Source organism: Marinifilum fragile (assembly GCF_963677365.1).
Lineage (GTDB): Bacteria > Bacteroidota > Bacteroidia > Bacteroidales > Marinifilaceae > Marinifilum > Marinifilum fragile.
Window position 1 is genome coordinate 898471 of sequence record NZ_OY781962.1, and the last position, 23536, is coordinate 922006.

The following is a 23536-nucleotide window of genomic DNA, read 5'->3' on the forward strand; positions in this document are numbered from 1 at the left end:
ACAAGTAGGGTGTTGAACCCATAAATATCATACTTGTTTAAAAGCATTATCAATCATTTTGTTGTACAATTGGTAGAATAATGAGAAAAAATTATTTTTAGAGCTCAATTTTAAAACTGAGGCATACATTTAAACAACAAACACATGAAAAAGTTACTATTCGCAGCATTTGCCATGCTTTGCATATTGCCGGCAAGTGTTGTTGCACAAGGAGTTTTAGATCAGGTAAACGATCCGTTTTTTGGAGAGAGTTGTACTAGTATTATGGTGGGTAAAAAGGCATCAACCGATGGATCTGTAATTACAAGTCATACTTGTGATGGACGATACAGAACCTGGTTAGAGGTTGAAAAAGGACAGAAGTTCGAGAATGATACTACCATGGAAGTGTACAAGGGTAGCCTGAAAACTGAAACTGCTTGGGATCGAAGAAAAATGAATGTTGTAGGTACCATTCCACAAGCGAAAGAAACTTACGCATATTTAAATACTGCTTATCCATGTTTGAACGAAAAGCAATTGGCAATTGGTGAAACTACCATTGTTGGTCCTAAAGAATTGGTGAACGAAAAAGGAATGTTCCTGATTGAAGAGTTGGAGCGTATTGCTTTACAGCGTTGTACTACTGCTCGCGATGCGATTCAATTAATCGGCAAATTAATCAAAGAGTATGGTTATGGCGATTGGGGTGAGTGTATCACGATTGCAGACAAGCATGAGGTTTGGCAAATGGAAATTTTTGGCGAAGGCCCTGATAATATCGGAGGGGTTTGGGCTGCTCAGCGTATTCCTGATGATCATGTTGGTGTATCGGCTAATATTTCAAGAATCGGTAAAATAGAGAAAAAGAACAAGGATTACTTCATGTATTCAGATAATGTATTCTCTGTTGCAAAGAACCTTAAAAGATGGGATGGCAAAGAAGATTTCAAATTCTGGAAAGCTTATGGTAAGGTAGATAAGCCATTTAAGATTCGTGAGTTTTTCATCTTAAATGCTTTGGCTCCATCGTTGAAATTGGATTTTGAAGCAGATGAATTGCCATTCTCTGTAAAACCAGATCAGAAAGTTTCTGTACGCGACGTAATTGCATTGTATCGCGAAACTTATGAGGGTACTGAGTATGATATGACTCAAAACCTAAAAGTGGTGAAGAAAAAATACAACGATAAGAAAGAGGTGATTGGTGCGGATACCATTATCGCTCCGAATGCTCACCCATGGCCAACAGGAGATCACAGAAACTTGCGTAACTTCCTTAAAGAGGGAACCATCGAGTATCAAAGAACGGTTGCTGTTGCATGGTGTTCTTATTCACACATCATTCAGTTGAGAGATTGGTTGCCTGATGAAATTGGTGGTAGAGCTTGGTTCTCTTTTGATAATCCAGGACAAAGTCCACGTATTCCAATTTACTCTGGAACCACAAAACTTCCTGAGAGCTTTAATTTCTGTGGACAAAAACGTTACAGAGAAGATGCTGCAATCTGGCAATACAGAAAGGCTAACAAATTGGCTACTTTGCAATGGCAAAAAACCAGAAAAGGCATGATGGAAGAAGTTGCTTACTTTGAAGATAAAGGTTTTAGCGATGCTGAGTATTTTGAAGCTAAAATCAAGAAGCTTTTAGAAGAAGGCAAGAAAGAAGAAGCAAGCACACTTCTAAATAAATTCACCAAAGATTTTACAGGAGCTACAATGCTACGCTGGAAAGAATTGGAGAATGAATATTGGGGAAGATTTGGTTTAGGATTCTAAAAAAAGTACAAGACTGCTGGGATATTTCTCGCAAAGGTCGCAAAATGCATTAACGGAAAGAACGCAAAGTTATGAGCTATAAGAATCTCATCTTTGCGTTCTTTGTTTATGACTTAGCGTTTCTTTGCGTGAAACTTTATTTCTAAATATCTTATTGCTCTTCTGCAAACTCTTTAAACATTTGCAGGTATTTTTCGGTTTGCTTTATACTAAGTATTAATTGTAAGCTTCAACAATTAAAGGCATGCTGTTTTCTGTGAGATTTTCCCGTTTAAAATTTCCGAAAAAAGAAATGTTTGAAAAGCCTGCTTTATGCAGAAGCTCTTCAATTTTTGATTTTCTAAGCGCCAATAAAGCAATGCAGTTTTGAATACTATTGTCATTCTCTTTTATACTTAGTATGGTTTCAAAATCAACTTTTCCCAGTGAAGAATGATATTTATAGTTGCGTTCAAACTTTATGACATCATTTTCAATGGTAGGCAGGTGATCAATTTTCTGATCGATGATTCTGTCGTAATTGATGATTTGAAAAAGAAGTTTCCCATCTTTCTTTAAAACGGCTTTTGCATTTCGAAAGAATTGCAAGACTTCTTCATTTGAATTCAAATGCACCAAGGTATTCCCAAAGCAGGCAATAATATCGAATGAATTTGATTCAAAAGCAGTATCAAGTTCCAGCATATTCTGCAAATGGAATTCAAGGTTTTTGTAATTCTTTCCTTTTGTGATTGCTTTGTCAATCATTCCTTTATCCAAGTCGATGCCAATGACCTTCTGATAAGATTCGGCTAATTCTAATGATAAATCACCAATGGCACAGCCAATATCCAAAATGGAAAGTTGATCTTTTGCTTGTGGATGGCTTTTGCCAATAAAATCAAGCTGCATTTTATTCAAAGGAAATATGTATTGGTAATATTTTGAGATACTTTGGTAGAAGTCCATGATGTGATATTCAATTTAAATGTGAAAATTAGAAATATTTATGAATTCTATTGTCCCGTTTTTCGTTAATCGATCGTTTTTTGCAATTTTTCCGATACAAGGTATTTTGCAAACGCAAAACTACATGTAAAAGCCGGCGACACTGCATTTAGAATATGTAGAGAATTTGAATCTCCTTCTACAATAAAATCCATTTCCAGCTTTAATGTTTTTGTATTGAGCAATTGAGCCCTGATTCCGGGTTTAGACCAGGTATCAAAAGATGTAGGATCACAATTGTGTGATAAATGTTTGGCTAGTCGAACAAAAGATTTTCGATTGTACTTTTTAATTTCGGAAATGGCCAAACGTCTAAAATTAAATGAATTGAAAAGAAATAACTTTGACTCATAGTATATAATTTGCAAGAATTCCTGAAGATTGAATCTGGATAATCCCTTGTAATTTTCTCTCCAAAATGCAGGTGTTGATGTTGGTCCCAATTTTAATTTGTTGTTTACCGTTAGAGTGTAATGTACCCCTAAAAATGGATTTAAAAGATTTGGAACCGGATAGATATGTGTTTTTATTGAATGCTTTTTACTGCCATACACCAGATAATTTCCCCGAAAAGGAATTATTATTCGGTTCTTTGCGAATCCGAATTGTTTGGCAATTTTATCAGCATACAAACCGGCTGCATTAATTAAAAACTTACAAGCGTATTGTCCTTTGTTGGTGTATATGATATTGTTTTTTATTCTCTTCCACTTGGTTGAGAAATTGATTTGAACACCTTGTTCTATTAAAATATTCTTAAGTTTCGAGCAAACCAATTTGGGATCAACACTTGCTGTCGTAGGAGAGTAGAGAGCCTTTTGGTAGGTTTTTGCATTCTGATCAATCTCTTTTAGTCTATCTAATTCAATCAACTCAACATCAACGCCATTTTTTTTGCCTCGCTTTTCCAATTCATATAATCCTTGTAATTCTTCAGCATTGGCAGCAACAACAACTTTACCGCATTGGTTTACAGGAATATTATTTTCCTTACAAAATGATTTCATCAATTGATTTCCTTGTACACAAAATCGAGCTTTTAAAGAATCCGAAGTATAATAGAATCCAGCATGTAAAACACCGCTGTTCAAACCACTTGCGTGTTTGGCAACATCCTCTTCCTTTTCCAGAATTGCGATAGTGCTTTGCGGATATTTTGACATCAATTCCTTGGCCAATGTTAATCCAATTATACCTGCACCTATGATGATGTAATCGTATTGATAGATTTTACTCATAACAACTGGAATATTTTATAAGCTAAAGTAAAAGTTACGAAAACTTTGCAATTTAAGAGAGTGTGCAAATCAGCCTGGGTAAATAAAGAATTAATCCTACCAGGAAAGCTGTTATAGCACTTAGTAACACGGCTGCAGCTGAAATATCCTTTATTTTCTTGATTTGTTTGTGATCATTTGGTTGAACAAAATCGCATAGATTTTCGATAGCTGTATTGAAGAGTTCTGCTACTACAACAAATCCAATTGAGAAAAGTACCGCAACGATTTCCATCTTTTTTAGCTTTAAAACGGCAGACAGTATGTACATGATAATTCCAATACCCAAATGAATTTTGGCATTATCTTCTTCTTTAACTGCGATTTTTAAACCTCGCAGAGCATGTTTAAAACTGTTAAGTCTGGCCTTTATGGAGAATTTGCTTTTTTTATTCATTTCTCAATCGGATTTTAAATGGAATTATTCAGCACTCACATGTAATTTGTACCAATTGATATTTCGGGTAAAGAACATGGTTATGGCAAGAATAACTGTCAATCCTATGCTACCCATTAGTAAGGCATAATCAGCAAGTTGAAGCGTTACAAAAAGAAAAGTGTAAATTCCTAGAATCGTTGAGGACAGTATAGCCGTAAATTTTAATGACTTAAAAACACTTGTTGAGTAAAGAGAGATGAGCAAGGAACTAACTCCAGCCGAAATCAGGTATGCAATATTAAAATTGGTATGTTCCGAAATGGATATCAACAGAACATAGAAAAGACAAAGCGCTAAACCTACCAAAGTATATTGAAATGGATGGATTTTTTTTCCATTTAGAATCTCAACCAGGAAGAATACCAGAAAAATTAAGGAGATGGTCATGGCTGCATATTTAGCCGATCGAGTGGCTTTTTGGTAATCATCCAAAGGCATAATTAAATCTACACCAAAACTTGATTCTTGCATTCTGTCGGCCATGTTTCTATCTACCCATGATTGAGGGTAGTTTCGGTTAAGCAATAAAGCTTTCCACTTGGCTGTAAAGCCTTGATCGCTAACTTCACGAGTTTTAGGAATAAAGTTTCCATTGAAACTAGGAGAGGACCATGGAGATTGAAGCTGGACTTGTGTACTTCCTCCAACTGGTATGAAGGAAAGATTTTGACTACCCTGAAGATTTAGATCGAAAGAAAAGCTGACCATTTTGGTAAAATCTTCTGCCAAATTCGGCACATCAAGACTTACACCAGAGGGCATCATATTGGGTAATCGTGATCCTGGTTGAACGGATATTTTTTCTTTTCCCCATTGGAGTTGAATTTGATCTTCTATTCCCCTTAGGTCAGAAATACCTATGCTTATAAAAGCTTTGTCGAATTGAATCTCTTTCAATCCACTTTGATCAATTTTTGCATTCAAATCAAATTTCCCGGCAATATTTAGCTTACTGCGGTAAACAACCACCTCGTAGATACCACGTTTTAAAGTTTTTGGTTCGATATTTCCATTAACATTTAATTGATCTGGTAGAATGTGTAGGAGTTTGGTTTGCTTGATTGTCTCATTTTTATTGTTGAGGTATTCGTATAGCAGAGGAATGGTTAATATGGGACCATTAATTTGTTGCTCATTGGCCCATTTGGAGCTTACTTCATGAAGTACCGATTTGTTTAAACTTTCTCTTTCGTGGATTATAGATTTAATCATGCTTGCTGGAATAAGAAGCAGAAGCATAAGAATGGTAATTGTAGAAAGTTTTAATCCAACGGATTGTTTTAGCCAGCGGCCAAATTTTTCGAATGGTGATTGTTCTGTGTTCATGCTTTGTGTTTTTAAAAGTACTTTGAAATACAAAGTAAAATGGTAAAAAAAATTATTTCAATAGTTGCTCAATGGCTTTTATGTGTTTTAAGAATGCTGCTTTTCCTTCGTTTGTAGCACTATACTTGGTGTTTGGCTTGCGATCTAAGAATTCTTTTTGAACGCGAATGTACTCAGTCTTTTCCAGAGACTTTAGGTGGCTGGCCAAATTACCATCAGTTACGCCTAAAAGGTTTTTTAAGGCATTAAAATCCAAGTAATCGTTTACCACCAAAGCCGACATGATTCCAAGTCGAATTCGGTTCTCAAAAGCTTTATTTAAATCTTTTAAAATATCTTTCACGACTTGTATTTTACTTCCATTATAATGCCATAAACAATGTGTAGGATTCCAAATCCAATGCACCAAAATATCAAGCCATAACCAATAAAGTATGTAGCAATTAATCCTAATATAATTTCTAGGATTCCAAGGCTTCGAACTTCTGTTAGGGTGTATTTACTTGCATTTACCAATGCCAAACCATAAAAAAGCAAAGTTAAGGGTGCAATTAAGCCAATGTAACCTTTAAGTAATATCAACAGACAAAATACTCCACCACTTAAAAGGGGGATAAGCAAATTGATTAGCAATCTTTTGGTTTGAGAATCCCATATGTTTTGCTTGGTCTTTTTGGTTTTTAGGCGAGTAAAGAAAATTCCAAAGGCAACAGCAAGCAGTAAGGTGATTATACCAATCCCTAACAGTTGGATAATTTGTTCCCAACTTAATTTAGCGCGATCAAAATTTTGGTAGCCAGTTTCAGAGTAGATGTTGATCCACGCAAAATAGGCACCTGCCAAGGCGATAATTCCTGCCGAAATTCCTGATAAACCGCTCAATGAAATAAATTTAGATGACTTGTTCATCATCTCTTTAATTTCATTTAAATCATCAATGTATTTTTGTTGATTCATAAAAAGTACTTTGAAATTCAAAGTAAAAATATGTAATTTTTTTTATTCTCCAAAAATAATATTCAAATATGCTTAAAGTTTTATGATTATAGTTATTCAAAATAGGTGTTAAGCTTTTTGGAATGAGATGCTTCACTGCGTTTGTGTAGTTTGATAAATCAGGATGAGCAAAACCAAATACATGATGCCAAATGGTAATGTATGACTTTAGTTCGTAGAAAATTTCAGGATAAAATTCCATAAGTTATTTTAATTCCACCATTTCAATATTTCGTACATTTGATGTTCTGAATGTACAGATACCACATAATAACAACACTATGAAAACGATTTATTCCATTTTATTTACGGCACTGGTAATGCTAAGTGCCTGTAACAATCAAAAATCAACCAATAAAGAAATTGCTTTGGGTGATACCATTCAAACTGCCAGTGGTTTAAAGTATTTCTATCTTAAAAAGGGTGAGGGCCGAAAGGTTGAAACCGGCTGCAAAGTAGGCGCTTATTTAAGCCTTCAGGTGGATGGCAAGGTGGTTTGGAATACCAATGAGTTACCTGATTCGTTATTTACTTATGTAGCTGATTATTCACGTTTGATAAAAGGTTTTACGGAAGTGAGCATGTTGCTTCGTGAAGGAGATGAAGTTGTTGCAATTCTTCCAGATTCTTTGGCTTATGGTTCAAAGGGAGCGGGAGATGTGATTCCTCCAAATGCAACTTTGATTTACAATCAGTTTAAAGTTATTAAGGTAGAAGCCCCTAAAAAGTTTTTGTCTGATTTGTTGTATGCCGATATGAAAGAGAAATCTCTGGAAGACGCCATTGCAACTTATCAAAGAATTGTTGAAGGTGAGGAGGCCAATCTGTATCATACCGATAGCGAGCAATTAAACAGGGTTTGGGAATTGCTTACAAAAGATAACTTGCATGAGAAAGCAGCCAATTATGCCACAAAAATTGGGGAATTGGCCAAGGATGATAGACTAAAGTACAGGAATGTATTGTCTTTGGAGAGTATGGAAGAATACCTTACTGCCAAAGATCAATTGGAAATTCTTTTAAGAAGCAATCCTGAAAATAAGATGATGCAAGAAAAAATGATTGAATTGAGTAAAAAGCATTCTAATAATAAGTAGATCAAACTTAAAATGATATATGCCCAGCCTTTTGGTTGGGCATCTTTGTTTTATAACTTTTCCAACTCCATTTCACCAAATACTTTTGAGGAGACAAACAGGTGGCTATCTTCCGATTTTAAACTGAATTTGCTAGTGAATAAATTGCTTTGAAATTGCAAATAGTGACAGTCATCTTGCTGTTCTTTACTCAAGTACAATTTAACGAATTTATGTGAGTCGGTTTTGCCGGCTTTTTTACCTGAAATGAATTTGATGTTTATGGATTGATCAGGTTCGGTCCAAAAGAAAGAGCAGACTTCTTGCGATTCTACATTTCTCCATTCTCCATGGGTAATTAATTTTATTAGTTCTACGTAATTCATCTGATTAATTCATTGATTGTTGACCAATTATAAGTTACAAAAATCAGTGCATAAGGTCAATTCTCTATTCCCTAATCTATCTTTTTTCCATAATAGAATATTTTGTTTCAAAACATATTGGCTAATTACGTATATATGACTTTACGGATAAAATTGAATAATAATCAATTCATAAATGCAAACACCCCAAATATCAAATTGTATTTGGGGTGTTGTTTTATTATTTAACTTCTTTTACCTTCTCTGGTTTCCAGCTTTTCAGCTTTATCAAATCAGGAAATGCTTTGGGTTTGTATATTGATTTTTCTTCGAAAACCCTTAAACATTCCTGTACTCCTTCGCTAATACTTGGATGAGGGTGAACATTGTGTCGGATATCCTTTAAGGTACCTTTTTGGGTAATTTGGTATGCAATCGAAGTAATTAATGTAGATGCTTGAGGACCAGCGGCTCTCATTCCTAAAATTCGATCATTGCCATCATCACTTACAATAATTTTAATGAAACCATCAATAGCTCTCATTGCAACTGCACGGTTTACCAAGGAGTTTGAGTAGGTGGCAACTTTGTATGGAATACCTCTGTTCTGGCAAGCTTTCTCGTTTAATCCAACTGCAGCTACCTCTGGTTTAAAGAACATTAAAGTAGACATGTTCGAATAGTCTAAAGGATATTCCAGGTTTCCATATAGAGCTTCTACAATATATCTTCCCTGAAGTTCTCCAACTGAATAGAGTTGAGCGTGACCTGAAACATCACCAGCCGCAAAAATATTACATGCCTTAAAGTCATCGGTTGCACAAACCTCGTTGATATTCAAATAGCCTCGATCTGTTCTTTCAATTCCAACATTTTCAAGACCAATATTGTCTAAATTTGGGATTCTACCAATTGCTACCAGTGCAACATCCACTTCAATTACTTTAGAATGTCCATCCTGATAATCAAGTACAACTTCCAGAAAATCTGGTCGTTTTCTAATGCATCTTAAATTGGCTGTATGGTGGATAATTACACCATTATTTTCCAAGTTTTTAGATACAAAACTACTTAAATCATCATCTTCGTAAGGAATTACCTTGTGCTGCCTGTCGAGTAGGTGCACTTCGGTTTGATTGTAATTGGAGAAAATGGTAGCGAATTCACAACCAATAATCCCCGAACCTAATATGATCATCCGCTCAGGAAACTCTTTTAGTTTCATGATTCCTTCCGAATCGATAATTCTTTCCTGATCGATTTCAACGTCAGGCATTGGACGAGGCCTTGATCCGGTGGCAATAATAAAGTTATCGCCATGAACGATCTCTGTGTTTTTTTCGGATTTAATTTCAATGGTATGTGAATCGATAAATCTTCCCCAACCATGCTTTAAAGTGATATTTCCAAATTTTTCATTTGGTTCGGCATAGGTTTCGATTTGCGATAGCATTTGCAATTGCTTTTGTTTAGCAGCTTGCATAATGGTTTTTTGTACTTGTTTGTAATCTACATTCAAGCCTGAAGCCCTGTAACCTCTCATAACAGATGAGGCAATTGAATAGTCTCTGGAAAGTTCCCACATTGCTTTTGAGGTTAGAGCTCCGTTCATGATACCAGCTCCTCCAAGGTGTTGTGCTTCAATTAGACAAACCGATTTGCCAAAATCAATTGCACGCATTGCTGCCGAGAAGCCTGCAGGACCACTTCCCAATACAACAAGGTCGTATTTTTCTGTACTCATAAAATGCTGTTGTTTATTGTTTTTTGCTGATAATATTTTGTTTGAAATCAAACCTTACATAGGAAAAATTCAGCGATTTTGTATGCTCCTATGCTTTTAAAGCATTAAGATAGAAAGAAAAATTCAACTTCTGTAAACAATGATATGTTTTGCAGATAAAAAAGTCTTTTTTTATGAAATGAACTTGTTGGATAAAAAAAGAGACGCATGAATGTACGTCTCTACAATCTAATATATGAACTTGATTAGTAAGTCAATTCTCCATTTTTCAATTGTTCGTATGTGAATTTATACAGTATTTTATGAAGCAGGAAGGCTTCATTTAAATTTTCGTTGGTAAATTCTTGATCATGTTCAATCATATTTGCCAACTCCAAAAGAAACTCATCATCACGTAGGTTTGGATAATCTTGTTCAATTAGGTAGATATCCGAAAATTGCATAAATGGCAATCTACTCAGAACTGCTTTTCTTTGCTCGTTGTAAGTATCTAAATCAGTAGCTTTATTATCTGCGAAGTAGAAGTTTTGTAAACTTTCTACAAAGAAATCATCAAAGCTTTTCATTATTATAATTCTGTCTTTTCTTAAGCGAAAAAGTTCACATTTATCACTTTCAGGCTGCAGGCTTTCTTCCTTTTCAATTGCTTTACTAATATAGAGATATGCAAGATGAGCCAATCCAATATTTTCGTCTTCATCATCAAGCATATCCCAATGAATCATCATGATAATAGCCTTACCCAATTGAGACACATAAGAGTCTTCCCAAAGCAGAAATGGATTACTCTTAATGGTGGAATAAATATTGCGCAAAGCTGATTTGCAAGCTTTAATTTTTCCACTTTGTCCATTCTCTATTGCGGCAGAAACCAACTCTCTTAACTCTTCTGTATTTTGTGTCATGATCAATTTATAATTTGCAGCAAAGGTAGAAAAATAAAAAAAGCCCACTAGGGGCTTTTTTAACTAACAAGAAAATCACAATGCAATTAAATGATTTCAATATGTTTGTGATCAGTAATTTTTTCACAATAGTGGCACTTTAAAGTAATTGGAGTTTTTTCAATTACCTTAAATCTGGTTGTAACAGCCTCTACATTTGTAATACATTTTGGATTCATGCATTTTGCAATGCCAATCACTTTGTCAGGAGACTCAACAATTTTCTTTTCAACTACTTGGTAGTTCTTGATGATGTTTAGTTTAGCATGAGGAGCAATCAATGAAATTTTATTGATTTCGTCATCTTCGAAGAATTTATCAGCAATTTTAATGATGGCTTTTTTACCTAATAATTTACTTTCAAGATTGTTCCCGAAGGTTACAGAATTATTACAATTGTCTAGTCCAAGTATATTGATTACCTGAAAAAGATATTCTGCAGGAATGTGGTCAATTACAGTTCCATTTTCGATCGCACTTACTTGTAATTCTTTTTTTGCGTTCATATTTTGATGTTCTTTTAAGCGTGAATAATGTGATTATAAGTCAAGAGCTTTGGCAATAATAGCCTGGCGTGCATAAACACCATTAAGAGCTTGTTGGAAATAGTATGCTTTAGGATTTTCATCTACATCAACAGCAATTTCGTTTACTCTTGGCAGTGGATGAAGAATTTTCAGATTATCTCTGGTATTCTCAAGCATATCATTCTTTAGAATGTACACATTTTTCACTTTCTCATACTCCAACGGATCGGCAAAGCGTTCGCGTTGAACACGAGTCATGTACAAGATATCTGCATCATTAATAATATCATTGAATTCGGTGTGTTCATGATAGTTAATGTTGTTCTTGTCCATGAAAATTTTGTACGCCAAAGGAATTTCCAGTTCTTTTGGAGCAATAAAGTGGAAGGTTGGGTTAAAGTGCGACATCGCCATTAGCAAGGAGTGAACGGTACGACCGTATTTTAAATCTCCTACCATGAAGATGTTAAGGTTTTCCAGTGTTCCTTGTGTTTTATAAATTGAGTAAAGGTCAAGCATGGTTTGGGTAGGATGCTGATTTGCTCCATCACCTGCATTGATTACCGGAACATCGGATACTTCAGAAGCGTAGCGAGCTGACCCTTCAATTGGATGGCGCATAACCACCAAGTCGCAATAATTACTTACCATTTTGGTGGTATCTTTCAAAGTTTCACCTTTGGTAACACTTGACGAAGAGGAATCGGTAAAACCTACAATTTTACCACCCATTCTGCTAATTGCAGTTTCAAAACTTAGGCGAGTACGAGTAGATGGCTCGAAAAAAAGCGACGCAACTACTTTACCTTCCAAAAGGTTGCAGTTTGGATTTTTTTCGAATTCGGCTGCTCTGGCCAATACTTCCAGGATTTCTTCTTTTGTGTAGTCGTCGATCGATACTAAACTTTTGTTATCCATTGATTAAAAATTAAAAGTGTATATAAAATGCTTGTTTATTATTCTGCACAAAAAAAAACCAACAATTACCGAAATAAATGGTAATGTTGGTTTTTTAAAAAAATATTTTTGATGGGAATTATCCAAATAACAATCAGGAAAATACGCCTTGTTATTGCGTTTACATCGAAATAAATAATGGAAAATGTGAGCGAAGAAGTAAAGAAACTTACTTCTTTCTGATATAAATGCGGCTCTAGATTGAATAATTATGTACTCCATTCTAGATTACAAATATAGGTATAATTTATTCGAGAAATCAAATGAAAACTTGATTAATTATTAACAATTTTTTAATTCTGGCATTATATTGATTATTAAGTTTTATCTATTGAGTTGATCAATAGTGATCTATGTTGTTCGAATGTATTCAGCTTTTACGCTGGTGATTTTTTCAAATTTTTCAATTAATCTTTCAACTTCGCTTTGGCGGATGCTTAAAGTAATTTTGCAAGTTAAGTTAAAATCTTGTCCAATTTGTTCTGGCTGCTCATCCTTAATGATTTTCATGATGTCATTCATTACCAGGTAATCGAAATGTATGTCATAAATATCATTTACTGTTTTGTCTAATATTTCAGCATTGGAAATGGCATCGGCGGCGGCTGTTTTGTAGGCATGAATTAGGCCACTAGCTCCAAGTTTGGTTCCTCCAAAATAACGCACCACAACAATAAGAATATTGGTAAGATCATTTGATAGAATTTGTCCTAAAATGGGTTTTCCTGCAGTTGAAGAAGGTTCACCATCGTCGTTGGCACGAAAGTTTTTTTTATCTGCGCCAAGCATATATGCATAGCAATGATGACGAGCATCGTAATACTCTTTTTTTAGTTGGGCAATGTGTTCTTTGATTTCTTCTTCGGTACTAACCGGATATGCGTACGTTATAAATTTACTGCCTTTTTCTTTGTATAAGCCTTCAGATTGTTGGCTAATGGTTTTATAAGTATCGTTACTCATCAATTAATAAAACTTGGATTCTAATTTGTAAGGATAAAAATAGCAATAATTGCCAGTACTATCCCCAAAAGGTTTATTTTGTTTAGTTTTTCTCTGAAAATACCGATTCCAATTAAAACGGACACTGCTACAATTCCAATATTGATAATGCTAAAAACAATAGAACTGTCGAAGCCTGATTTGTTTAATGATACGATTAAAAAGTGTAGAGAACCAAAGTTAACCAATCCAAGAAGAATACCTCCTATTAATACTTTTGGTTGTACCAGAGCTTTAAAATTTTGCTTTTTGATAGTCAAAACTACAAAACCTGAAATGGCTGCTATAGCGAAGAGTAGGGTAGAGAACATTTCTTGCCCGCCAGATGTAAGGTATTTTTCCTGTGCATATTTTACGAGAGAATCAACAGTTCCTGCAACAAAGAATAATAGTATTGGCAGCCACAAATATTTCCGCTGAGTGCTATCCGCTTGATCTTTATAGATACTTAAAAGAACAGCACTAATGGCCAATACAAATCCGATAATTTTTTGAGTAGAAATTGCCTCCTGGTAAAATACAATGGAAAAAATCATTGGCAATACAAAAGACATCTTACTAGCCAGTGTGGTAATGGATATTCCTGCTTTTTGAGTGGATTTACCAATAATAAAAAAGGCAGTAATAAAAGCAATTCCAATTATAATTGAAATGTTAAACCATGACTGGTGAACCAATTGTGTGAATGCAATATTTGAATCGCTTAAAAGACAACCACAAACTGATGCTGTGATGTAATTGATAATAATGGCAAGCAGAATATCTACTTTAAATCGTTCCAGATATTTAAAACAGACAAAAATTCCGGCAGAGGATAGTATTGCAAATAGTAAGTGTAGCATTGGTTATAATTTTGGCGAAAAATAAGGAATGAAACCCAAAAAGAAAAGCAGATCCAAATTGAATCTGCTTCTCAGGGTAGCAATATAGTATAGTTAGTAATTGAACTACATTTTTAATTTTTTGTCAATTTCATCAATTTGTGTTTTGAATCCTCGATCCGTATCCATTAAGTTGTTAACTGTTTTACAAGCATGCAATACAGTTGCGTGATCTTTGTTCCCAATTTGCGATCCAATTGATGCCAAGGATGCTTTGGTTAAAGTTTTAGAAAAATACATGGCAATTTGTCTGGCCTGTACAATTTCTCTTTTTCTTGTTTTTGCCTGAAGAACATCAATAGGCAATGAAAAATGGTCACAAACCACTTTTTGAATGTAATCGATAGAAAGCTCACGTTTCGTATTTTTAACCAATTTGTCAATAATACTTGTTGCCAACTCTAGATTCAATTCTTTTTTATTTAATGTAGATTGAGCCAATAAGGAAATTAATGCTCCTTCCAACTCTCTTACATTATTGGTAACATTACTTGCGATGTATTCAATAACATCCATGTCAAGTACGATACCATCTTTGTAGGCTTTTTGCTGAAGAATTCTAACTCTTGTGTCATAGTCAGGATTCTGAAGGTCAGCTGATAAACCCCATTTAAATCGAGATAATAAACGATTCTCCATACCTTTCAGTTCAATCGGAGCCTTATCAGAAGTAAGAATTAACTGCTTACCTGATTGGTGCAAGTGATTGAAAATATGGAAGAATGTATTTTGTGTTTTTTCTTTACCTGCCAATTCTTGAATGTCATCAATAATTAGGACATCAATCATTTGGTAGAAGTGAAGAAAATCATTCTTGTTATTATTACGGATTGCCTCAGTAAACTGCGTTTGAAATTTGTTGGCACTTACATAAAGAACGGTTTTGTCTTGATACAACTCTTTGGTTTTGAGACCAATTGCCTGGGCTAAGTGAGTTTTTCCTAAACCAGAATCTCCATATAACACCAATGGGTTAAAAGCAGTTCCTCCTGGATTTTCAGCAACAGCCACACCCGCTGATCTAGCCAATCTGTTACAATCACCTTCAATAAAGTTGGTAAATGAATAATCAGGATTTAACTGAGAATCGATATGTAATTTTTTAATTCCAGGAATTACAAATGGATTTCGAATGGTTTGCTCTTCCTTATCGGTTGGCATATTAACCGGACGATTTTTTGTATTTGTAGGATTATTTCCAGGAACAACCACTGAAACAGGTTTAGCATTAGCAATGTGATTATTCTCCATTACTACATTATACTCCAATTTTGCCCCATTACCAATTTCTTTTCGTAATGTTTTTCTCAGAATATCAATGTATTGCTCTTCCAGATACTCATAAAAGAAATGACTTGGTACCTGTAAAGTCAAGACTTGATTCTCCAAGTTCAAAGGTACGATTGGTTCGAACCATGTTTTGAAGCTAATTGGAGGAACATTGTCTTTTATTACAGCCAAACAATTATTCCAAACCTGGAAGTGATTATCATTCATTTCTATTTCAGTGTTTTAAAAAATTAGGGTGTGTCGATTTTTGCTTATGCAAGATTGTGAAAAAAAAAAAGAAAAAAAAATTATTTTTCTATTGATTTTTTAAAAAGAATGTCTAACCTACTGTAAATCGATGATACAGAAATGAAAAAAAATCTAAATTTTTTAAGTGTCACATTATCAGCGTATTGAATAGATTATTTTTTTAAAAGCCTGACATTTAGCAGGTTTCTATATCATACTTTTTTATCTTAAAATATTGTTTAGAATTAAACAAAAATATAACATAAATTGATGGCTGTTAAAAAGAATTCAATGATCTTTTATTACATCAATAAAATCAGCTAGTTAATAGGTTTTAGTTTAACTATAATTGAAATGGTTAAGTGAAAGGCTAATCCTCGGGTGTTATTTTAATAATAAAGGCATCCGGGAAATCGGCTTTAATTCTTTTAAGTTTTCTTATAATTTCTTTATAGTTCTGAGTATCTTCCAAGGTATATTTAAATAGACCATTATAATATATTTCATCAATTTTCTTGTATCCTTTAAAAATAGGGTCATTCAGATCGACTTGCGCTTTGGAAGAAAGAATTTGAACTCTGTAATGAGTTTGTTTCTCCTTATCTAATTTTTTCTTGGTTTTGTTAGAATTCATATATACCGTTTTCCCGGTATCGAATAAAGAGAAGTGCATGTATTTTTTAGGATTGTTTTTTAAATCGATTAACAAATTTGTCAAGCTATTCGAAGCAGCTTCTAGATTCGTATATAATGTATCATTGTTTATCAACATTCCCATTGATCCTTGTCCGGAATTAATTTTTTCTAATATTTCGTTGGATTGTTTTAGAGTTAGCTTTGCATTGTTAATGGTTTGAGCAATTTCTACAGCTTTTAATGAATCACTAATAGATGAGAAATTGGTAAGGATATTTGAAATGTTTTTATTGTTCTCCTTCAAATTTGTTGTAATAGAATCAACATTGGAAATGATATTTTCCATATGAGTTTTCTGGCCTGTAACTATGGTATCCAAAGTTCCGGATGTGCTTTCAAGTTTCTTAAAAGTTTGTTCAATACTACCAAAGCTTTTTGTGAGATTTTCACGAGTATCCTTGTTAAAAATGTATTGTATAACCGATAGAACAGAGTCGACACTAGACATTAGGTTCTCCGCTTTTCTTTTTAAAGGAAGCATTTGCATACTTACCTGTTCTTTTAAATCGCCTTCGATACTACCAAGTAATGTGTCGCCAGTGCTTAATGTTAATTTTGATTTTCCAGGGATTAATTGTATCTCTTTTGTTCCCATGATATCTGAGCTCACAATTCTTGCTTCGCTATCCTTAGGTAATTGGAATTCATCTGAAATGGAAAATTCAACGATCAGATTATCTGCACTTGAACTAAATTGTATGGATTTAATCTGTCCAATCTTGTATCCTCTTAGCGTAACTGGGCTTGATTTTTTTAATCCGTCAACTCTTTCGTATTTGGCACAAAAACTTTGCTCTGATGACAGCATGTTAAATCCTTTAAGGAAATTTATGCCCCAAATTAAAATTACAATTGCACCTATAACAACTAAGCCAATTATTGAATCTTTTGAAATTTTCATACAAACTGTATTATATAATAGATATTGTACGCAGGAAAAACTGGTTTGTTTAATGTAAAACTAATCATGTTTTTTGAAGTTCCTTTGCTTTTGAAAGAGAAATTCGTTTCCCTTTGTAGAAAGCCACTACAAAACAGTCTTTTATTTTTTTACGTACTGTCTTTTGAAGATTTACTATTTCAGAATAATTTGATGTTGAACCTGTGGTATACTTATAAGTTCCATTTATTTTTCGTTCTGCAATGTTTTTTAAGTTTCTAAAGACTTTAGAGTTTAAAGGAATCTGCTTAATGGATGATTTTAATTGAATGCAATACTCAACTTGTTCAGCAGTATTTTCATGATTCTCAATTTCATTTTCAATTTTTTCCTCATTTTCCTTTTGTTTATGAAGAACAACACTGGTTTGTTCAATCTTGTCTTTGTATGCTCTAAATGCTCTGAAAATTGCACTAGCTAAATAATCTTGTCCTTTTTTAGTTTTTAGAAACTTCTCTTCGGTTGGATTCGAAACAAAGCCTACTTCAACCAAAATAGAAGGCATACTTACTTGCTTAAGTACCCAAAATCCTGCTTCTCGAACACCTCTGGAATGACGTCCCACTCTGTGCTTAAATTGATATTCGGTAAGTTCTGCCATACTAATGCTTTTGTCTCGATTTATGCCTTGCATCAAATTAAAAATAATGTAAGAGGCCGGATTGTTAGGATCAAAGCCTTCATATTTGGTGGACCAATCGTCTTCGTATTGCATAACGGCATTCTCTTTCATCGCTACAGCAAGGTTTTCTTTTGTCTTGTGTAATCCTAAGGTATAAGTTTCTGTACCACTAATCCTGTAATTGTTATTTGCATTGGCGTGGATGGATATAAACAAGTCTGCTTTATTTTTGTTTGCAATTTCCGATCTTTTATTTAGCGGAATAAACACATCTGTCTTTCTGGTATAGACAACATTCACTTCCGGAAAATATTTCTCTATGTATCCACCAAGTTCCAACGCTATATTTAAAACAATATCTTTTTCACGAGATGACTTTCCCAATGCTCCTGGATCTCTTCCTCCATGTCCAGCATCAATAACTACCGTTTTAATATGGTAAGATTGCTCTTGGGCATATAATCCATTTTCAAAACTGCATATAGCTAATAAAAGAATCAACCCAAAGGATGTTCTTGTAAATAATCGTTTTATAATTTTATGGGAGTTAATGTTCATCAGGCAAATTTCATAAAAGAACTTAAAAAATGTTTTCAAGTTCGTTTCGATTAGGGATTATAGTACTTTTATTTGTATTTTTGGCGACTTAAGCACGAACTGCGGTTTAACTAGCAGCACAAAATTAAATCAGAACTTTTCACAAAAATAACAGATATAAATTGCAATTGAAATTACTACAAAAGGTTTTTATTCTTTTCATTGGAACGATAATGCCACTGAACATATTTGCTATTGAGAATTTTAATTACAAAAATTCTAATGACAAGTTACATGCCAACTTTAGCTCTTATGCACTTGAAAAGATTTTAAAAGAGGAGGTTAGATTACAAAAAGATACACTTGATCTTGCTCAAGATAGTTTGGCGGCTGATTCAACTAAAGTGAAAAAGCCACTTTTCGAAACGGTTGTTCAATACAATTGCGATGATACTATAGTTTTTTCATTAACAGGTCAGCAGGTTTTTCTTACCAAAAATGCTTTTGTAAAATATGGGCAGACTGAGTTAAAGGCCTATTATATTGAGCTGGATCTTGAAAAGAAACAAGCTTATGCCTATGGTATTCAAGATTCAACAGGGAATTATGTGTTTACGCCTGAGTTTAAAGATGGATCAGAAGAGTTTTCCTGTAAAGAATTGAAATATAATTTTGATACAGGAAAGGGTTTGGTAAATGAAGTAATAACAGAGCAAGAAGGTGGATTTGTGCACAGTCAAATTACCAAGAAGATAGATGATAAGGTATTTTATTTGAGAAATGGTAAATATACTACTTGTGATCATGAGCATCCTCATTTTTATGTGAAGATGACCAAGGCAAAGATGATAAAGGATGATAAAATTGTATCTGGGCCTTTGCATTTGGTTTTAGAAGATGTGCCTTTACCTCTAGGATTGCCTTTTGCAATGTTTCCTTTTAGTTCAACCTATACCTCAGGTATCATAATACCTAGTTATGGTGAGGAACAACGAAGAGGTTTTAATCTGCGTGGAGGAGGATATTATTGGGCAATAAATGATTATCTGGATTTATCGGTTACGGGTGATATTTTCTCCAATGGTTCTTGGGGAACATACGTTCAATCAAAATACAAAAAAAGATATCGATATAGCGGTACTTTGCAAACCGAGTATCACTTTAACAAGTATGGAGACAAAGGTCTTCCGGATTATTACGAAACTACAGACTTTGCAATTCGTTGGAATCACACACAAGATGCGAAAGCAAATCCATACAGAACATTTTCTGCTTCGGTTAATGTTTCTACATCAAATAATGATAGAAATAACTCAATGTCGATTAAGGAGATTACCAATAATCAAAAACAATCGAGTATTTCATATAGTAAGAAATGGGCAGATAGTCCATTTAGTTTGAATGCCAGTTTGCGTCACTCGCAAAATAGTCGTGATACAACCATTTCGCTTACCTTGCCAAATATGTCATTGAATATGACTCAGATTTACCCTTTTAGAAAGAAGGGAAAGAGTTCTAATTTGCGTTGGTACGATAAAATAGGTGTTAGTTATTCATCTAAATTGGAAAACCGCACTAAGAGTGGAATGAAGGAAAGTGAATTAATGAGTTCATCTTTACAAAAGGATTGGGAGAATGGGTATGAACATAGCATTCCAATTACTACCAATTTTAAGTTGGCTAAAGATTTAACACTTTCTCCTACCTTAAATTACCGAGGAGTGTTGTATACCAGATCTATTCGAAAATCATGGGATCCAGAAGCGGATGGAGGAGATGGCGATGTTCGTGTTGATACCATACAGGGATTTAGGTACGCCCATAATTATTCGACAGGGGCTTCTCTTTCCTTAAGCCCGAAGATTTATGGTATGTATATGTTTAAAGAAACATCCAAAGTGGCAGCTATTCGTCACGTAATGACTCCATCTGTTAGTGTTAGTTATACTCCTGAGATTGGCGTACCGAGAAGTAAATACTACAAGACTTATTATGACCCAATTCAAAAGAGAGATGTGGAGTATTCGATATTCGAGGGAGGTTTGTATAGCACTCCTACAGGAGCTCGAGAGGCAGGATCTGTTAATTTAAGTTTGGATAATAATATTGAAGCTAAAATTAGAACAGCCAATGATACTACAGGTCTTGAGGATATGAAGAAGGTGAAGATTCTGGAGAGTTTGAAGTTTTCTACTTCATATAATATGTTTGCTGATTCTTTGAATTGGTCTCCTATTAGAATGACCGGTAGAACCAAGATTTTTAATAAAAGATTGGATTTGAATTTCAATGGTACAGTTGATCCTTATAAGTTGAATACTAATGGAACAAGCAAGATTGATGAATTTGGCCCACGTTTAACACAAGCCTCTATTGATGTTGGATTTAGTCTTTCTTCGAAGGATTTAAATCCAAATACCAAGAATAATAGTGGAGGTTCTGATGATGATCAACCTGAGAAATGGCGTGACCCTCGATATGTAGACTTTGATATTCCATGGTCGTTTTCGATTGATTATGGATGGACCTATTCGAAACCAACCAGCAGAAAAACCATCAATCAAAATTTAGGTATCAACGGACAGTTTAGTTTAACTCCAAAGTGGAAGGTTAGCTTTTCATCGGGTTATGACTTTACGGATAAAGAAGTAACGGCAACTCAATTCACAATTACAAGAGATTTGCACTGTTGGAAGATGTCATTCAATACCATTCCGTTCGGAACCTATCAGTCCTATAATTTCATGATTAACGTAGATTCATCTATACTTCAGGATCTGAAATACGAGAAGAAGCAAGCTTGGCAGGATATTCAGTTCTAGAAAAGTAAAATATAAAGCACAAAAAGGAGTCGCAATATTGCGGCTCTTTTTTTTATCCAAGAATCCAATTCTTCAGCATCAAATTTCCTCTTTCTGTCATTATAGATTCCGGATGGAACTGCACACCACATAAATCCAACTCTTTATGACGTATGGACATGATGACTTCATTTTCATCGGTAGAGGTGATGCTAAGGCAACTTGGAAATTTTTCTCGAGATACAGCCCAGGAATGATATCTGCCCGAGTTAAATGGGTTCGGAATGTTTTTAAAAAGAATTTCGGAAGGTTCTGTAATAATAGTTGCTTTAGGGATTCCATGAACAATTTCAGGTAAATTGTAAATGCTGGCACCGAAATATTCGGCCATATACTGCATTCCTAAGCAAACTCCCAGAATAGCTTTTTGCCCGGCATATTTATCCAGAATTTCTCCCATTACCTTTACCTCCGATGGTAATCCAGGGCCAGGAGAAAAAATAATACGATCGCATTTATCTAATTCTTCCCAATCAACCTGATTGTTTCTCATAACAATGCAATTGTCGCAGTATTGCTCAACAATATGAGATAAATTATAAGTGAATGAATCGTAATTATCTATAATAGCTATTCTCATTAATACTTTTTTCTTTTAACTTAGCGACCGCAAAATAAATGAATTTTTAACAAATACTAATTATTAACTGAAATGAAAAAGTGTATTAATTCAGAAAAAGCGCCAAAGGCAATCGGACCATACAGCCAGGCAGTAGAAGCAAACGGAACTTTATACATCTCAGGACAGCTTCCTGTTGATGTTGCTACTGGTAAATTTGTTGAAGGTGGTGTTAAAGAACAAACTGAGCAAGTAATGAAAAACATTGGTTACATCTTGGAAGAAGCTGGTTATAGCTTTAAGGATGTAGTTAAATCAACTTGTTTGTTGAGCGATATTTCAAACTTTGCTGTAATGAACGAAGTTTATGGCGAATATTACAAAGAAGATTGTCCTGCACGTGCAGCATTTGCTGTTAAGGATCTTCCTCTAGGTGCTTTGGTTGAAATTGAAACCATTGCTGTGAAGTAATTCCATCTACAAAGATATATGAAGGGCTGCCAATTGACGATTGGCAGCTTTTTTTATACCCAGAGCGAAACTGTTAAATATTAATTAATAATCGGTATTAGGTTTTGTCCAATGCCACATATACTGGCAAATGATCCGATGTACCGCCATGATAGGTGTGATACGAATAGGTTCGGTTGGGTTTGTATATTCCAGCTTCCTGATCGAAATACAACAAGCTTTTATCGCCATGAATGGTTAGGCGAGGACTGGTTATTTTTATTCCTTCTCCGTTTAGCATTCCTTTGCTAATGATAATTTGATCGAACATTAGCCAATGTTTTTTGGCAAACAAACTGCCTAATTTCTTTTCGTAAGGAATTGTCGCAAGATTGTAAAACTCGTATGTGCTAATGTTTTTATGCGGTTTGGCATGTAGGTGTTTGCTTATGGATTTGCTTACTGGTAAATCGTTAAAATCACCCATGATAACGATTTTAGCATCTGCATCCTCGCTAAGTATGGCTTTTGCCTTTTGATGCAAACATTCGGCAGCAGCAATGCGTTTGGGGTTCGAAGCTAAAATGCCTTCACCTCTGGATGGCCAATGATTCACAAAAAAATGAATGATGTCATTTTCTATTTTCGTTTTAACATACAAAATGTCTCTTGTGGCAAAATGAGAATTGCCATTCAATCTTACCGGTATTTTTTCGGAAGCTAAAATTTTTACATCTTTTTTGTGGTAGAGTAGGGCTACATCAATCCCTCTTCTGTCAGGACTATCGAAATGTACAAAGCCATACTCTCCTTTGAATGCAGGTTGATAAATCAGATCTTTTAAAACTGTAGCATTCTCAATTTCGGCAACACCAACGGCAATTGGCAATTTGTTGGCTTGAATGGATGCAATGGCCGCCGTAATGTGTTCCAACTTGCTTATATATCGATTCTCTGTCCAATGATTGCTGCCATTGGGCAAATAATCATTATCATTCTTTTTCGGATCATTTTTAGTGTCGAAAAAATTCTCAAGGTTATAGAATGCGATGGTGTGTTTTTCTTTCATCTTTT

General features: G+C 34.5%; 22 protein-coding genes. 4 read left to right on the forward strand and 18 right to left on the reverse strand.

Features of this window, described 5'->3' with window-relative positions; genetic code table 11:
* The first annotated feature begins 144 nt into the window (after positions 1-144).
* Positions 145-1758, forward strand: coding sequence for a dipeptidase (locus ACKPCA_RS03375; RefSeq protein WP_321281397.1), 1614 nt, complete (start codon positions 145-147; stop codon positions 1756-1758).
* A 216-nt stretch (positions 1759-1974) separates the two neighbouring features.
* Here ACKPCA_RS03375 and ACKPCA_RS03380 read toward each other — a convergent pair whose 3' ends face one another.
* The 6 genes from ACKPCA_RS03380 to ACKPCA_RS03405 form a co-directional block, all read right to left on the reverse strand.
* Positions 1975-2706 (reverse strand): class I SAM-dependent methyltransferase, encoded by a 732-nt coding sequence (locus ACKPCA_RS03380; RefSeq protein WP_321281399.1) that lies wholly within the window; start codon positions 2704-2706, stop codon positions 1975-1977.
* Between the two features lie 65 nt (positions 2707-2771).
* A complete protein-coding gene (gene lhgO, locus ACKPCA_RS03385) occupies positions 2772-3983 on the reverse strand; it encodes an L-2-hydroxyglutarate oxidase (protein WP_321281400.1) in 1212 nt (403 codons plus the stop codon).
* 52 nt (positions 3984-4035) lie between these two features.
* Positions 4036-4419, reverse strand: coding sequence for a diacylglycerol kinase family protein (locus tag ACKPCA_RS03390; protein WP_321281401.1), 384 nt, complete (start codon positions 4417-4419; stop codon positions 4036-4038).
* 24 nt (positions 4420-4443) lie between these two features.
* Complete coding sequence (gene creD, locus ACKPCA_RS03395) at positions 4444-5787, reverse strand: cell envelope integrity protein CreD (protein WP_321281402.1); 1344 nt, start codon at positions 5785-5787, stop codon at positions 4444-4446.
* 52 nt (positions 5788-5839) lie between these two features.
* On the reverse strand, positions 5840-6130 hold the full coding sequence (locus ACKPCA_RS03400) for a winged helix-turn-helix domain-containing protein (protein ID WP_054719939.1): 291 nt from the start codon (positions 6128-6130) through the stop codon (positions 5840-5842).
* The gene (locus ACKPCA_RS03405; protein ID WP_054719942.1) at positions 6127-6744 is read right to left on the reverse strand and encodes a hypothetical protein; all 618 of its coding nucleotides are present in this window, start codon (positions 6742-6744) and stop codon (positions 6127-6129) included. Before ACKPCA_RS03405 ends, ACKPCA_RS03400 begins: the two co-directional genes overlap by 4 nt.
* Positions 6745-7064: 320 nt before the next feature.
* Between ACKPCA_RS03405 and ACKPCA_RS03410 the strand changes: the two genes are divergently transcribed.
* Positions 7065-7880 (forward strand): FKBP-type peptidyl-prolyl cis-trans isomerase, encoded by an 816-nt coding sequence (locus ACKPCA_RS03410; protein ID WP_321281405.1) that lies wholly within the window; start codon positions 7065-7067, stop codon positions 7878-7880.
* 50 nt (positions 7881-7930) lie between these two features.
* Here the strand turns inward: ACKPCA_RS03410 and ACKPCA_RS03415 are convergent, their stop codons facing one another.
* From ACKPCA_RS03415 to ACKPCA_RS03460, 10 genes are all read right to left on the reverse strand, one after another.
* Entirely contained in the window at positions 7931-8245 is a 315-nt protein-coding gene (locus tag ACKPCA_RS03415) for a hypothetical protein (protein ID WP_321281406.1), read from the reverse strand.
* Positions 8246-8465: 220 nt separating this feature from the next.
* The gene (locus ACKPCA_RS03420) at positions 8466-9968 is read right to left on the reverse strand and encodes a dihydrolipoyl dehydrogenase family protein (RefSeq protein ID WP_321281407.1); all 1503 of its coding nucleotides are present in this window, start codon (positions 9966-9968) and stop codon (positions 8466-8468) included.
* Between the two features lie 245 nt (positions 9969-10213).
* Positions 10214-10873, reverse strand: coding sequence for a hypothetical protein (locus ACKPCA_RS03425; protein WP_321281408.1), 660 nt, complete (start codon positions 10871-10873; stop codon positions 10214-10216).
* An 86-nt stretch (positions 10874-10959) separates the two neighbouring features.
* Entirely contained in the window at positions 10960-11418 is a 459-nt protein-coding gene (gene pyrI, locus ACKPCA_RS03430; RefSeq protein ID WP_321281409.1) for an aspartate carbamoyltransferase regulatory subunit, read from the reverse strand.
* Positions 11419-11451: 33 nt separating this feature from the next.
* The gene (pyrB, locus tag ACKPCA_RS03435) at positions 11452-12357 is read right to left on the reverse strand and encodes an aspartate carbamoyltransferase (RefSeq protein WP_321281410.1); all 906 of its coding nucleotides are present in this window, start codon (positions 12355-12357) and stop codon (positions 11452-11454) included.
* A 390-nt stretch (positions 12358-12747) separates the two neighbouring features.
* Entirely contained in the window at positions 12748-13359 is a 612-nt protein-coding gene (locus ACKPCA_RS03440; RefSeq protein ID WP_321281412.1) for a YigZ family protein, read from the reverse strand.
* Between the two features lie 20 nt (positions 13360-13379).
* Positions 13380-14240, reverse strand: coding sequence for a hypothetical protein (locus tag ACKPCA_RS03445; protein WP_321281413.1), 861 nt, complete (start codon positions 14238-14240; stop codon positions 13380-13382).
* Positions 14241-14345: 105 nt separating this feature from the next.
* A complete protein-coding gene (dnaA, locus tag ACKPCA_RS03450; protein ID WP_321281414.1) occupies positions 14346-15776 on the reverse strand; it encodes a chromosomal replication initiator protein DnaA in 1431 nt (476 codons plus the stop codon).
* 391 nt (positions 15777-16167) lie between these two features.
* Complete coding sequence (locus tag ACKPCA_RS03455) at positions 16168-17394, reverse strand: MlaD family protein (protein ID WP_321281416.1); 1227 nt, start codon at positions 17392-17394, stop codon at positions 16168-16170.
* Positions 17395-17458: 64 nt separating this feature from the next.
* Positions 17459-18613, reverse strand: coding sequence for an N-acetylmuramoyl-L-alanine amidase family protein (locus ACKPCA_RS03460; RefSeq protein ID WP_321281418.1), 1155 nt, complete (start codon positions 18611-18613; stop codon positions 17459-17461).
* A 212-nt stretch (positions 18614-18825) separates the two neighbouring features.
* On the opposite strand from ACKPCA_RS03460, the gene ACKPCA_RS03465 reads away from it, so the two are divergent.
* Positions 18826-21414, forward strand: a complete 2589-nt coding sequence (locus ACKPCA_RS03465) for a putative LPS assembly protein LptD (RefSeq protein WP_321281420.1) — start codon at positions 18826-18828, stop codon at positions 21412-21414.
* 52 nt (positions 21415-21466) lie between these two features.
* On the opposite strand, the gene ACKPCA_RS03470 is transcribed toward ACKPCA_RS03465, so the two are convergent.
* Positions 21467-22033, reverse strand: coding sequence for an anthranilate synthase component II (locus ACKPCA_RS03470; protein WP_321281422.1), 567 nt, complete (start codon positions 22031-22033; stop codon positions 21467-21469).
* Between the two features lie 72 nt (positions 22034-22105).
* Between ACKPCA_RS03470 and ACKPCA_RS03475 the strand changes: the two genes are divergently transcribed.
* Positions 22106-22483, forward strand: coding sequence for a RidA family protein (locus ACKPCA_RS03475; protein WP_054719985.1), 378 nt, complete (start codon positions 22106-22108; stop codon positions 22481-22483).
* A gap of 97 nt (positions 22484-22580) precedes the next feature.
* Here ACKPCA_RS03475 and ACKPCA_RS03480 read toward each other — a convergent pair whose 3' ends face one another.
* Positions 22581-23531 carry an endonuclease/exonuclease/phosphatase family protein gene (locus ACKPCA_RS03480; RefSeq protein ID WP_321281425.1) on the reverse strand — a complete coding sequence of 317 codons (951 nt, stop codon included), beginning with the start codon at positions 23529-23531 and terminating at the stop codon, positions 22581-22583.
* Positions 23532-23536 lie beyond the last annotated feature (5 nt).